The following is an 11,589-nucleotide window of genomic DNA, read 5'->3' on the forward strand; positions in this document are numbered from 1 at the left end:
TTACAAAAAAGAGAGTCATTCAATTAAGAATGTCTCTCTTTCTAAAAATTCGAAGTTTCAACTCTTGTTCTCAAATTCTTTTCATTTATACCATTTTGACAAAAATTAAACTGTTGTCCCTCAATACATTTTGTACGATCTACTACTTGCCCTAAATGATAGCTTGTATGCTCAACCAAATGTAATAGACTTTGAAGATCAATATGCCTTTTTTCTTCCCAGACCTGTATATATGCTTTGCCCCACTCATCAAATATTTCTTCAACAGTTTTTAACAAAGCTTCAGAGCTTATTTGTTTCACTGGAAAATATTCTTCAATTCCATTTTCAAAAACTGTATTTGGATCCTTATAACGCCTTGTATTTCTCTGTAAATGTTCACAAATATGTAGTACGATTCCACCAATTGAATTAACAGAGGTCTCTTTTTTCCACAAATCTTCTTCACTAACGAGCCTAATTGCCTGTACTAATTTAGGTAAATAATGATCCTGCATTCTATGATAAGAAATTTTGTATACTAACTCCATCTTCTCCCCTCCATTATTTCAACTGGCTCACTGGATATTTAGCAAATAAAGATTTCCGAAAATCTTTATCTTCCACAAGCATTTTAATTTTTTCTTCATTGCCGTTAAAGAACTTTATAACTTTATTTTTATCCCATATATCTTTTTCTTTTGGAAAATCATCGAATTCCCTATGCAAAATTGATAACATTTCTTCCCTCATTATCTTAAAGTTTTTATTTTCTATTTGAAACTCATAAGCTTTTGCGTTTGGTACTAAAATTACTAGATAGGTAGCATTAAAGAGAAAATTCTTCTTCATCGTATCTTTCTCATCAAACCAATACGTCTCAATCATTTCTTCTGTAAGAGCTCCACTCTCTTTTGCACCATAGTTCACTTTTATATTTTCATTTTCTAAACTTATACTTTGAACTGTTCCACCACCAGGTAAATGATGAATAATTGCAACCACATCTGAATTATTACCAACGTATGTCCCAGTATATTTCTTAAAATCATCTGACCTAACATCATATATATCTTTTATTCTTTCCCCGTTAGAACAAGCCGTAATGAATAAAAAAATTGTTAGCATAACGATTATGTTATGATGCATATATTTCATTTAGCATCCCCCATTTTTATCGATATTTCGTTAATTACAATATTTACTTTCAAATCCCTTTTTAAATATACGCATTTTAATCAAAATTAAAAATTTTCATTTTTTATGTTTACAATTATCCATTAATTGTATATACTTACTAACGTAAGAAAAAAATTCTAAAAGGAGGTCGAAGGAAATGATGAAATTACAATTACATGCATTAACTTTAGCGTTAACTGCACCTGTGTTTTCTGGACAATTAAATATGAATTCGACCACCCTAATGGAGAATTGAAAATCGTACTTTATTTCATTTAATTCATAAATTCGCCACAGGAGGTCGTATACTTTCCTGTGGCTTTTTCACGCCCAGCCATAGGAGAACTGTATCTTCCTGTGGTTTTTTTGCGCGATTTTTTAGTCTCTTACATTATTTTTCTAAGAAAGGAGCAACATTCAATGACTATTAGCGTATTGTTTTTAAGTATTACGATTCAAAGAAATACAATTTCCAAAGATGAAATTCTTCATAATGAGCAAATTGAAAAAGCTATGAATGATGTTAAGGAGCGCCAAGCACTTTACTGTGATCACCTGTAATTCCTTTTCGAAAGGAGGAATTCATTTATGACTTTTCATATTTTCTTTTTTACGACTGTGCTTCAAAAAAATACTTTATCTGAAACTGAAATCAATCGTAAACAACAGTTAAAACAACTGACTGATAAAATAACTGACATTAAAAGTTCATACTACACTCAAATGTATTAAAAATATATTTTAAAGGGGTAATATATTCATGAAATTTAAAGCATTCTTTTTAACAATCACCATTCAAAAACGTAAGCTTTCACAGAAAGAGATTTTACGTGAGCAACACATCCAAAGCATTATGGACGAAGTAAAAGAGCGCCAATCTTCTTATTACACTCGTCTTTTCTAAATCACTTATAAAGGGGTAATTATTTTATGAAATTTAAAGTATTCTTTTTAACCATTACCATTCAAAAAAATAAATTTTCCGAGTCTGAAATGCTTCATGAGCGACAAATTAATCAGGCTATGGATTCTGTAAAAGAAAGACAAAGTCATTACTGTAGTCACCTATAATTTCTTATTACACTCGTTTTTTCTAAATCATTTATAAAGGGGCAATTATTTTATGAAATTTAAAGTATTCTTTTTAACCATTACCATTCAAAAAAATAAATTTTCTGAGTCTGAAATGCTTCATGAACGACAAATTAATCAGGCTATGGATTCTGTAAAAGAAAGACAAAGTCATTACTGTAGTCATCTGTAATTCCAATTCGAAAGGAGGAATTCACATATGAAGTTTCACCTTTTCTTTTTAACCATTACCATTCAAAAAGAAACAATATCTCAAAATGAATTAAAACAAGAAAGACAATATAAACAAGTTATTAATGAAATTCGAGATCGTAGAAGCAAATACTACACTCACCTTTAATCGTTTAACTATATGGAATTGAAAGGAGTCGATTATGATGTTGATAGCACGCTGTAAGGAAATGATTTGGATAGTTCAGAGGGATTCCACATAGTTTTATAGAGCTTATACCACACAAGTTTATCACTGAATTTGATGTATAAAAAATATATAATAAAATCAAATTAACCCACTTTTAATTATTTATTTATAAACAAAAGATACACCACTTAAAAAGCGGTGTATCTTCCTCAGTTTTTACTATTTTCGGTTACTTCTCTTCGTCTTAAACAATCTCACTAAGTTCGAAACAACTGTTTTTGTTACTGCATAAACTGGTACTGCTAAAATCATTCCGATAATTCCCGCAAAGTTACCTACCCCTAAAATTAAAATAATAATTGTTAGTGGATGAATATTTAATTTCGAGCTCATAATACGTGGTGAAATAATATTACTTTCAAACTGTTGTACAATTGTTACGATAATAATTACGTATAAGGCTTGCATCGGAGATACGAACAGTCCTACAATAACAGCTGGTGCTGCCCCGATAAATGGACCTAAGTTAGGAATGATGTTTGTAAATGCTGCGATAATTCCTAAAACGAAAGCGTACGGTAAATCAATAATTAAATAACCGATAAAAGTAAACGCACCTACAAATATACAAACGAGCGCTTGCCCTTGAATATATGCAGATAATGTTTCGTTCGTTTCCTTAATGATACGAAGCCCCTCTTCACGGTAAGATTCTGGTAATAAACTTACCGCTTTTCCTGGAAAGGCATGTCCATCTTTAAACATGTAAAATAAAATGAACGGTACAGTAAATACAACTAATGCAACGTTCGTGATAATACCAAATAAAGCCGTTGCACTCGACGTAATTGTATTTGGTATATCTTTTAAGTATTCAATCGCATTTTTTTCAATTGTTTCAATGGAAACGTAGTTTTGTGTAGATAACCATTCAAACAACCTATGATGTGATAATTCTTGTATGTATACTTTTCCCTCTTTTATGTAGCCTGGCATATTTTTTACTAAGTCCATTAGCTGTTGTGAAATCGTAGGAACAACTACTCCAACGCCAACCGCAGTTAATGTTATGATAAAAAGATATAACAGCAATATCGCTAAATTTCTAGGTACTTTTTTATTCTCCAAAAAGATTAATACAGGATTAAATATGAAGTATAAAAAAAGCGCGATTAAGATTGGGAAAAATAATGTTGATATGAAGATACCAATCGGTTGAAATAAAAATGATATTTTTGTGCAAATAAATATGATTCCTACAACCATTAGCACTTCTAATGTCCAAAAGTGCACTTTTGATTTCAAAAAAATGGCCTCCTTTAAACTAGCACTTCTCTTCATTGTACCAAAATAAGTATGAATTTCACATAATATTTTCCTTTACAATATTCCAAAATACCAATAAATACACTACAATGAGATTACATACAAATTTGCAGGTAAAGGTGATAAAAATGACACAATGCATCATTTGCAGAAAAGATACGAAAGAACTTAGTGAACAATATGTCATTCCAGAAATATTATGTGGATATTATTTCACAAACTCAATTTGTGATACTTGTCATGAACAAATGACAACAAATATTGATCGTCCTTTAATTAGGCATAAATTGAGTCAATTTAAGATTGAACAAATGAAAAGACAAATTGATTCCCCACTCTATACGAATGAGCACGGTGAGGAACTTGCGGCTGCTGAGACTGATGTTGTCGAAGTAAGCGACGAAATTCTTTATTCTAATGCATTAATTATGAAACTATGTAAAAAGCACGATATTTCCTTACATAATGAAATTTGGAAAGAGGAACGTGTAACGAAAGTAGCGAGTTCTATTCAACGTGAATTACTATTAGATAACCGTAAATATAAAATGAGTATATTAAAAATGGCTTATACATTCGCTGTACAAGCAGTTGATGGCTACTTTGAAGATCAAGATGCAATTGATATTTCTACCATTCTCTCAAATGCAGATTTCGTGGAACTAAAAGAAAAAAGCATTGTACGTGATTTAAGCAAAAGTTCTTTATGGAATACGCTAAATACAAGTAGTGAAAATCATTACTTTATTTTACTTAGCGATAAAGACGGTCTGTTTTGCTTCATTCGCTTGTTTGACATCTTTGATGTTGTCGTTCATTTATCAGAAAAAAGATTTGACCTTCCATCACCCATTGTCGGTGTAAATAATGTGAATACACAGAAATTTTATGTCCAAAGTTTAAAACAGTATATGGATGGGCTGTTCAAAGAAAAAGCACCTACTATATAATAGATACCAGAACATACGGTCTCCTTTCTTGATGAAAAGACACTGTGTTATAATGAGTATGAAAAGAACAATACAATCACATAAACCAATTATAAATTGTATATAAATAAAAAAGACTAGTGTGCGGCTACACACTAGTCCACGTAACTTAGCAGATTGGATTGTTCATTTATCCTATTTGTTTCTTACAAACAAAACAACCCACATTCTATAGGCATAGGTGGGTTGTTATTTTTTGAGCTTGTCTATTAAAACGACGACGAACGTTAACAATGCAACGAGAAACAGTCCACCCTGCAGTAGCAACGCTATTTCACTCACGTATTATCACCCCCCTCCTACTCGGAGAAGTGATAATTGAACAACCAACCGCACCTTAAGTTACCCTTTGATTTTACCATATTTTCTAATAATTTACGATGAAAACCCGCAAGCGAATAACTTGCGGATTTTTTATACCCTATTAACAGGCAGTAAACAAAATGAAGCAATAAATAAGTGAAACTTTATTTCTCACTATTTTTTTAATGCATATGCATCAGCAATCATTTCACCAACAATTTTATTTTCTTCTTTCTTCTTGTCTTTCAATAATGGGAATAACAATTCTGCCACTTCATACGCTTCTTCTAAATGCGGATATCCTGATAAAACAAACGTATCAATTCCTAACGATTCATATTCTTTTATCCTTTCTGCTACTGTATGCGGATCGCCTACAAGTGCAGTACCTGCCCCACCTCTTACAAGTCCGATACCAGCCCATAAATTAGGGCTTATCTCTAACGACTCTCTCGTACCTTTATTTAAATGTGTCATCCGTTTTTGACCAACCGAATCATATCTTGCAAATGTCTTTTGAGCAAGCTCAATTGTTTCATTATCCACATATTGAATTAAACGTTCGGCCTCTTCCCATGCTTCTTCTTCTGTCTCTCTTACAATTACGTGTAATCTAATGCCAAATCGGACTGTACGCCCCTTCTCTTCTGCAAGTTTTCTTACTTCTTCTACTTTTTCTTTTACTTGCTCTGGCGGCTCTCCCCACGTTAAATATACATTACTATGTTCAGCTGCTACTTCTTTTCCAGCAGCTGATGATCCTCCAAAATATATAGGAGGATATGGCGTTTGAACTGGTGGGAATACAACTTTACTATCTGTAACTTGAATGTGTTTTCCTTCTAAAGAGATCGTTTCACCTTGCAATGTCGATTTCCAAACTTTTAAAAATTCATCCGCTGCTTCATACCTTTCATCATGATCAAGATATAATCCATCTCCTTGTAGTTCAACTGGATCTCCTCCAGCTACTACATTAATAAGCAGTCTCCCATCTGAAATTCTATCAAATGTAGATGCCATCCTCGCTGCAACTGTAGGGGACATTAGTCCTGGTCTCACTGCTACTAAAAATTTTAGTTTTTCTGTTTCAGCAGCAAGAGCTGAAGCTAACACCCAAGGGTCTTCACATCCTTGACCAGTTGGAAGTAAAACACCCGTATATCCTAAATAATCAGCTGCCGCAGCAACTTGCTTATAATAACCATATTCAGCTGCTCTTCCTCGTTTTGTCGTTCCTAAATATCGACCATCTCCATAAGCCGGAATAAACCATAATAATTCCATGCCTTTACACACCCCTTATTTATTTTGAATCGTATACTAACACATTCTATATAAATTACCCCTAATAATTTATATGTTAATTCCCAGTCTCACCTTTAAAATTATCTCGCCATCTTAAAAACTTCGCTTCTAGTAAACGTACTAGAGAGTCAGAAAACTTCCCAACAAATGCAAAGATAATTATGCCGACAAATACGATATCTGTATTTGAAAATTGCCTTGCATCCATAATCATATAACCAATACCTTCTGTAGATCCCATAAGTTCTGCTACTACTAAACTCACCCATGCAACACCTAACGATAACCTTGCTCCTAGTAAAAGGTTAGGCAATGCAGATGGTAAAATGAGTTTCGTAATTAGTTTTCTTTTGCTAAACTCTAACACTCTCGCTACATCAAATAACTTTGAATCCACACCTCTAATACCTAAAAATGCGTTTACGTATAAAGGAAAAAATGCACCATCTGCAATTAATAACACTTTCGATGTTTCACCAAAACCGAACCATAATACGAAAAGTGGCGCAACAGCTAGATGAGGTACAGTTCTTAACATTTGCACAGATGGATCTAAATATTGCTCACTTCTCGTTGAAAATCCAACAATCGTTCCTAAAATGATTCCTAAGCCCCCACCAATAAAGAAACCAGCCGCAGCCCTGAATACACTAATACTTAAATGGCCGAATAACTCTCCTGTTTTAATAAGCTCTTGGAAAGCTAAAAAAATATCTAATGGTGTTGGTAAAACTGTTTTAGAAACAAGACCGAATACGCCAGCTAACTGCCAAATTATTAATATAATAACCGGTATAGTAATTGCCCTTACTAAAACTTTTACATTTAACTTTCGCACATTCTTAACTCTGTTTTTCTCAATCGTTATACTCGCTGGTTTCATAACAGCTTTCGTATTTTCCACTTTACAAAACCTCTTTTCACTTCGCTTTCAATGCTTTTTCTACGAAAGAATTATCTACAACTTTTTCCGCCTTAGTTTCTTTCTTTATAGAACCGAGCTTATATTGAAAATCCGCTGTCTTTTGTTGTTCTGCTATTATTTCCTTCGTTACCGGAACTAAAATTGGTTTGTCGTGATTAAACACTTCTTTTACGATCTCCGCATCTATCTTTTTTACAGAAGTATATACTTTTATTGCTTCATCTAAGTTAGCATCTTGCCATACACGTGCTTTCTCATAAACTTTGAGGAATTTCTCAACTAATTCTGGATGTTCTTTCGCAAATTTTGTTCTCGTAATTAAAAATTCTGGTGAAGAGACATTTAATGTTTCACCGTCTGCAATCACCTTCGCACCTTTATTTAACGTATGTAATGATATGAAAGGGTCCCAAATCGCCCATGCATCTACTGATCCTGATTCAAATGCAGGCTGCGCTTCATCTGGTTGTAATTGAATGACATTTACCTCTTTTGCATCAATCCCTTCTTTATCAAGTGCTCGATACAATAAATTAAAGGCACTACTTCCTTTTGCTACTGCAATTTTTTTACCTTTTAACTCTTTTACACTCGCAATCTTGCTATCTTTTTGAACGAGAATTCCAGTTCCTTTTCTCGCATAACTTGTATTGGCGATTTCGGTAAATCCAATACCTGCTGCTTGCGCTGAAATGACTGGAGAATTCCCTACTTCACCAAAGTCTAATCGGTTTGATGCGATTGCTTCAAAATAAGGAGGTCCACTTTGGAACTCTGTCCATTTCACTTTAACTCCTTCTTTTTTAAACTCCTCTTCAAACCACCCCTTTTTCTTTGCTAGTAATAGCGGGCTTAACCCTTGCTGTATACCAATTTGTATTGTTACATCTTCTTTCTTACTACTTGCTGTACTTTTTTCACATCCTAATAAACATACTGATATAGCTAAAGCAAAAGAAAGAATTTTAAATTTTTTATACATATAAAATCACCCTTTTCCTATATACTTGTTTGAATCAACCCTCCATATTCAAACTGCTGTAATACTTTCGTTCGAAGTTGTTGGAACGATTGAGAAGTTTTATTTCGCGGATAAGGCAAATTATTTTCAATCACTTTATGTATTTTCCCTGGTTTTGCACTCATAATGATGATTCGGTTTGAAAGATATATCGCTTCGTCTATATCATGTGTAACGAATATCATTGTTGTTTTCTTCTGCTCCCAAATATTTAGCAATACTTCTTGTAAATGACTTCGAGTAAAAGCATCCAGCGCTCCAAAAGGTTCATCAAGTAATAATACATTTGGATCTCTTAATAACGCTCTCGCTATCGCAACACGTTGTGACATCCCGCCTGAAATTTCTTTCGGATACGATTTTTCAAAGCCATCTAACCGAACGATTTCAACCCATTCTCTCACCTTATCTTTCACATACTTATCTTTTAACGACAAATCTGCCGCTATATTTTCTTCAACTGTTAACCATGGAAAAAGCCTATGTTCTTGAAAAATAAAACCTTGTTTCTTGCTCGTTTTTAAGATAGGCTCCCCGTCAATAACAACTTCACCTTCAAAATCATTATCTAGACCTGCAACAATTTTTAGTAATGTACTTTTTCCGCACCCACTCGGACCAATTACTGTAACAAAATCCCCTTCCTCTAATTGAAAATTAATATTCTCTAGCACTTGAACCGTACCAGTTTGTTTCAAAAAATATTTTGATACCCCATCAATTGAAACAGTCATTTCTTTCCCTCCTTAAAATGATTCATATAAATGAACAGATTCAGTATTTGTGCAATAAAAAAACCAAAGGCATTTTATCTGTTGATAAAATGCCTTTGGTTTCTCCAATCAGCAATACGTTATGGAATTAAGTACATATTATACAAATATTTCCGATAAGTCAACTAGGTTTTATTAAAACATACATATGATTTGTTTGAACATTTTACTTTTGTTTATTTAAACGACGTTTACTTACTATTTTTTCTGATCTTTAATCCACTGTAACCAATAAGAAAACTCACACGCTAAATGCATTTGATGGGATTTAATTAGACTATTAGGACAAAGGGCTGGGAACTCAACAACTAGACTTACTTCTATCCCTGTATCAGTATCTTTAAATTGATGTCGAACTCCACCAATAGTAGTACCATCTTTCATACGTGCAACACCTGTTGATTGGTATTGATAAGATTTATCTCTCGGTGTTTTCAATCCGGTTTCGTCACCAAAAACAATGAAAAATTGAACTGGAAACGGAGAATTACCAGTAGTTTCGATAACCTCTAATTCATTTTCCCCAAAGGGTCTTAGTACATAGTGATCAGGACAAGCAGATAAATTCACTTTGTTATTTTCACGTGATTGTTCAAGCATCAAACTATCAATTCCATGTATGGCTTCTTCTGCTGTAATCCCATCTAAATAAATACTAGTTTTTGAAAATTTTCGTCTATCGCCAGATAAAAGAGTACAGATACGCATACCTATTGCACTTAATCTAAGTTTTGATTTCAACTTTTCGTACATTTCATTGTATGTATATCGCAACTTTATTTCCGTTAGCTGTTTTATCATGACGTCTGTATCATTTATTTCAGGCTCTTTATGTCCTAATATATATAATACTTTTTTTATCCGTTCTCTTTTCCATTTTATAAGTTGCTCTTGTGAGATATTATTTCCATCGATAATAATTTTCATAAACTTTCTCCTTCCTTTTGATTGTATCGTAGTGTAGTTAATACTAAATTAACCATTTCATGTTTTGTATCTAGATTCAACTTTACTTCTGAATGAGCAATACTGCTAAGACCGTATAGAATAAACCCAGAAGCTAATAATGAGTTATCAGTATAAAAAACCCCTATGTTTACTCCCTCTTCAATTACTTGTCTAATTAACGGTTGCATACGTGCGAATAATTTCTGTTCCAGTTGAAAATGTTGTTCCGTCTGAAACGAACTCACATTTTTATAGGGTGCTAACTTTTCAATAAATGTCCAAAATATATCTAGTGAATCTTTCATCTTTTGCATGACAGACCGTTCATTTGAAACAAGTATTTCTTCAATTAACTCCATATTTTTCACAATACAGTCATTTAAAACTTCATCAACAAAATTCTCTTTAGACTTGAAGTAATAATAAAATAAGCCCGTTGCTACACCTGCATGATTCACAACATCTTTTATGCCAAATCCTTTCATACCATTTTTCATATATAGTTCAAAACCAATATCCATTAACTCTTGGCGTCTTACATCTGGTTCTTTTGATATTCTTTTCATACGTCATCTCCTACAATGTTTTCACCACGACTGAATCTGATTCAATCATAAACGACTGAACTTGATTCAGTCAATATTATTTCATAAATTTAAAATCGATTTAATAACTAAGCGACGAAATTTCTACAAAAAAAGAGTAATCTCAAGAGATATGCTACTAACCTTAGATTTATCAAAAAAGTTAGATCATATAACTTGAGACTACTCATTTCCATTCAAAATATTTATGTAATTAAATTTTATTTCCTCCGCACCCTGGCTGTCTCCAAAACTATTGGTGGAAGCTCTTTTTGAATGATTTCTTTTAATTCATAAAGAGCTTTCTTCACATAACCACCTTCGAAATTTCCTAATGGTTCTGGTAATTCATCCTCATCCAATATGAAATATTCTCCATTTGGAAGTACCATAATATCGATGATTAAATCTTCAAAGGAAACCACTTCATCTTTTATTTGTGTGTTTTTTACGATATTAAAATAGGAACCTAAATACTTTCCTTTTATATCTCTCCATACGTATAAATTGTACGGACGATCTCTCCAGTAATATGCGATTGTATAACTCCCTTTTGGGATTGTTAACTTAGTATCATTTGCAGTCATTGTAAATGAATACTGCACCTCGTGAAATAAAACGATACTTTGTGATTGCTTTTCAAGTAATAAGCAATTGTGATCTACTATTGTTGAGTTATACCGGATTTTTCTTTCTATAATTTCAATTTTCGATGTAAGTAACTTATTCATTATTTTGTTTCCCCTTATGCTAGTTCTATCCTCAATTATATCTATTTATGTAGTGATAAAGAAGTGTATA

At 32.8% G+C, this 11,589-nt stretch carries 18 protein-coding genes; 7 read left to right on the forward strand and 11 right to left on the reverse strand.

Annotated features, from left to right (window positions below):
- Positions 1–41: 41 nt before the first annotated feature.
- Together ACTFR3_RS02020 and ACTFR3_RS02025 are read right to left on the reverse strand one after the other, a co-directional pair.
- The gene (locus tag ACTFR3_RS02020) at positions 42–530 is read right to left on the reverse strand and encodes a DinB family protein (RefSeq protein WP_000424637.1); all 489 of its coding nucleotides are present in this window, start codon (positions 528–530) and stop codon (positions 42–44) included.
- 13 nt (positions 531–543) lie between these two features.
- Positions 544–1,137, reverse strand: coding sequence for a DUF4825 domain-containing protein (locus ACTFR3_RS02025; RefSeq protein WP_440041255.1), 594 nt, complete (start codon positions 1,135–1,137; stop codon positions 544–546).
- 441 nt (positions 1,138–1,578) lie between these two features.
- Between ACTFR3_RS02025 and ACTFR3_RS02030 the strand changes: the two genes are divergently transcribed.
- The 6 genes from ACTFR3_RS02030 to ACTFR3_RS02055 are packed head-to-tail and all read left to right on the forward strand — an operon-like array spanning position 1,579 to position 2,590.
- Positions 1,579–1,719 (forward strand): YrzI family small protein, encoded by a 141-nt coding sequence (locus tag ACTFR3_RS02030; RefSeq protein ID WP_000156193.1) that lies wholly within the window; start codon positions 1,579–1,581, stop codon positions 1,717–1,719.
- 27 nt (positions 1,720–1,746) lie between these two features.
- Entirely contained in the window at positions 1,747–1,890 is a 144-nt protein-coding gene (locus ACTFR3_RS02035) for a YrzI family small protein (protein WP_000142729.1), read from the forward strand.
- A 28-nt stretch (positions 1,891–1,918) separates the two neighbouring features.
- The gene (locus ACTFR3_RS02040; RefSeq protein ID WP_000668965.1) at positions 1,919–2,062 is read left to right on the forward strand and encodes a YrzI family small protein; all 144 of its coding nucleotides are present in this window, start codon (positions 1,919–1,921) and stop codon (positions 2,060–2,062) included.
- Between the two features lie 26 nt (positions 2,063–2,088).
- Positions 2,089–2,229 carry a YrzI family small protein gene (locus ACTFR3_RS02045; protein WP_000669805.1) on the forward strand — a complete coding sequence of 47 codons (141 nt, stop codon included), beginning with the start codon at positions 2,089–2,091 and terminating at the stop codon, positions 2,227–2,229.
- Positions 2,230–2,281: 52 nt separating this feature from the next.
- The gene (locus tag ACTFR3_RS02050; RefSeq protein WP_000669805.1) at positions 2,282–2,422 is read left to right on the forward strand and encodes a YrzI family small protein; all 141 of its coding nucleotides are present in this window, start codon (positions 2,282–2,284) and stop codon (positions 2,420–2,422) included.
- Between the two features lie 27 nt (positions 2,423–2,449).
- Complete coding sequence (locus ACTFR3_RS02055) at positions 2,450–2,590, forward strand: YrzI family small protein (protein WP_000668498.1); 141 nt, start codon at positions 2,450–2,452, stop codon at positions 2,588–2,590.
- A 240-nt stretch (positions 2,591–2,830) separates the two neighbouring features.
- Here ACTFR3_RS02055 and ACTFR3_RS02060 read toward each other — a convergent pair whose 3' ends face one another.
- Positions 2,831–3,916, reverse strand: a complete 1,086-nt coding sequence (locus tag ACTFR3_RS02060; protein ID WP_000837892.1) for an AI-2E family transporter — start codon at positions 3,914–3,916, stop codon at positions 2,831–2,833.
- 149 nt (positions 3,917–4,065) lie between these two features.
- Between ACTFR3_RS02060 and ACTFR3_RS02065 the strand changes: the two genes are divergently transcribed.
- Positions 4,066–4,887 (forward strand): HNH endonuclease, encoded by an 822-nt coding sequence (locus tag ACTFR3_RS02065; RefSeq protein WP_000189709.1) that lies wholly within the window; start codon positions 4,066–4,068, stop codon positions 4,885–4,887.
- 228 nt (positions 4,888–5,115) lie between these two features.
- Here the strand turns inward: ACTFR3_RS02065 and ACTFR3_RS02070 are convergent, their stop codons facing one another.
- The 8 genes from ACTFR3_RS02070 to ACTFR3_RS02105 form a co-directional block, all read right to left on the reverse strand.
- Positions 5,116–5,208, reverse strand: a complete 93-nt coding sequence (locus ACTFR3_RS02070) for a putative holin-like toxin (RefSeq protein WP_001289320.1) — start codon at positions 5,206–5,208, stop codon at positions 5,116–5,118.
- A gap of 195 nt (positions 5,209–5,403) precedes the next feature.
- Positions 5,404–6,516 carry an FMNH2-dependent alkanesulfonate monooxygenase gene (gene ssuD / locus ACTFR3_RS02075; RefSeq protein ID WP_000422246.1) on the reverse strand — a complete coding sequence of 371 codons (1,113 nt, stop codon included), beginning with the start codon at positions 6,514–6,516 and terminating at the stop codon, positions 5,404–5,406.
- Positions 6,517–6,592: 76 nt separating this feature from the next.
- Positions 6,593–7,441: an ABC transporter permease gene (locus ACTFR3_RS02080; protein WP_000432128.1), complete on the reverse strand. Its 849-nt coding sequence runs from the start codon at positions 7,439–7,441 to the stop codon at positions 6,593–6,595.
- 16 nt (positions 7,442–7,457) lie between these two features.
- Positions 7,458–8,444, reverse strand: a complete 987-nt coding sequence (locus tag ACTFR3_RS02085) for an aliphatic sulfonate ABC transporter substrate-binding protein (protein ID WP_060852027.1) — start codon at positions 8,442–8,444, stop codon at positions 7,458–7,460.
- 17 nt (positions 8,445–8,461) lie between these two features.
- On the reverse strand, positions 8,462–9,217 hold the full coding sequence (locus tag ACTFR3_RS02090) for an ABC transporter ATP-binding protein (protein WP_000218576.1): 756 nt from the start codon (positions 9,215–9,217) through the stop codon (positions 8,462–8,464).
- Positions 9,218–9,454: 237 nt separating this feature from the next.
- On the reverse strand, positions 9,455–10,183 hold the full coding sequence (locus tag ACTFR3_RS02095; RefSeq protein WP_000691330.1) for a hypothetical protein: 729 nt from the start codon (positions 10,181–10,183) through the stop codon (positions 9,455–9,457).
- The gene (locus ACTFR3_RS02100; protein ID WP_000822621.1) at positions 10,180–10,770 is read right to left on the reverse strand and encodes a TetR/AcrR family transcriptional regulator; all 591 of its coding nucleotides are present in this window, start codon (positions 10,768–10,770) and stop codon (positions 10,180–10,182) included. Before ACTFR3_RS02100 ends, ACTFR3_RS02095 begins: the two co-directional genes overlap by 4 nt.
- Positions 10,771–11,009: 239 nt before the next feature.
- Positions 11,010–11,519: a DUF402 domain-containing protein gene (locus ACTFR3_RS02105; protein WP_001037883.1), complete on the reverse strand. Its 510-nt coding sequence runs from the start codon at positions 11,517–11,519 to the stop codon at positions 11,010–11,012.
- Positions 11,520–11,589 lie beyond the last annotated feature (70 nt).

The organism is Bacillus cereus group sp. MYBK14-1 (assembly GCF_051916885.1).
GTDB classification, from domain to species: domain Bacteria; phylum Bacillota; class Bacilli; order Bacillales; family Bacillaceae_G; genus Bacillus_A; species Bacillus_A cereus.

Bases quoted from the DNA above. Each gene is read 5' to 3' on its own strand.
- ACTFR3_RS02085 (WP_060852027.1), bottom strand. From the start codon at position 8,444: ATGTATAAAAAATTTAAAATTCTTTCTTTTGCTTTAGCTATATCAGTA.
- ACTFR3_RS02095 (WP_000691330.1), bottom strand. From the start codon at position 10,183: ATGAAAATTATTATCGATGGAAATAATATCTCACAAGAGCAACTTATA.
- ACTFR3_RS02020 (WP_000424637.1), bottom strand. From the start codon at position 530: ATGGAGTTAGTATACAAAATTTCTTATCATAGAATGCAGGATCATTAT.
- ACTFR3_RS02090 (WP_000218576.1), bottom strand. From the start codon at position 9,217: ATGACTGTTTCAATTGATGGGGTATCAAAATATTTTTTGAAACAAACT.
- ACTFR3_RS02030 (WP_000156193.1), top strand. From the start codon at position 1,579: ATGACTATTAGCGTATTGTTTTTAAGTATTACGATTCAAAGAAATACA.
- ACTFR3_RS02105 (WP_001037883.1), bottom strand. From the start codon at position 11,519: ATGAATAAGTTACTTACATCGAAAATTGAAATTATAGAAAGAAAAATC.
- ACTFR3_RS02040 (WP_000668965.1), top strand. From the start codon at position 1,919: ATGAAATTTAAAGCATTCTTTTTAACAATCACCATTCAAAAACGTAAG.
- ACTFR3_RS02035 (WP_000142729.1), top strand. From the start codon at position 1,747: ATGACTTTTCATATTTTCTTTTTTACGACTGTGCTTCAAAAAAATACT.
- ACTFR3_RS02045 (WP_000669805.1), top strand. From the start codon at position 2,089: ATGAAATTTAAAGTATTCTTTTTAACCATTACCATTCAAAAAAATAAA.
- ACTFR3_RS02065 (WP_000189709.1), top strand. From the start codon at position 4,066: ATGACACAATGCATCATTTGCAGAAAAGATACGAAAGAACTTAGTGAA.
- ACTFR3_RS02055 (WP_000668498.1), top strand. From the start codon at position 2,450: ATGAAGTTTCACCTTTTCTTTTTAACCATTACCATTCAAAAAGAAACA.
- ssuD (WP_000422246.1), bottom strand. From the start codon at position 6,516: ATGGAATTATTATGGTTTATTCCGGCTTATGGAGATGGTCGATATTTA.
- ACTFR3_RS02100 (WP_000822621.1), bottom strand. From the start codon at position 10,770: ATGAAAAGAATATCAAAAGAACCAGATGTAAGACGCCAAGAGTTAATG.
- ACTFR3_RS02025 (WP_440041255.1), bottom strand. From the start codon at position 1,137: ATGAAATATATGCATCATAACATAATCGTTATGCTAACAATTTTTTTA.
- ACTFR3_RS02050 (WP_000669805.1), top strand. From the start codon at position 2,282: ATGAAATTTAAAGTATTCTTTTTAACCATTACCATTCAAAAAAATAAA.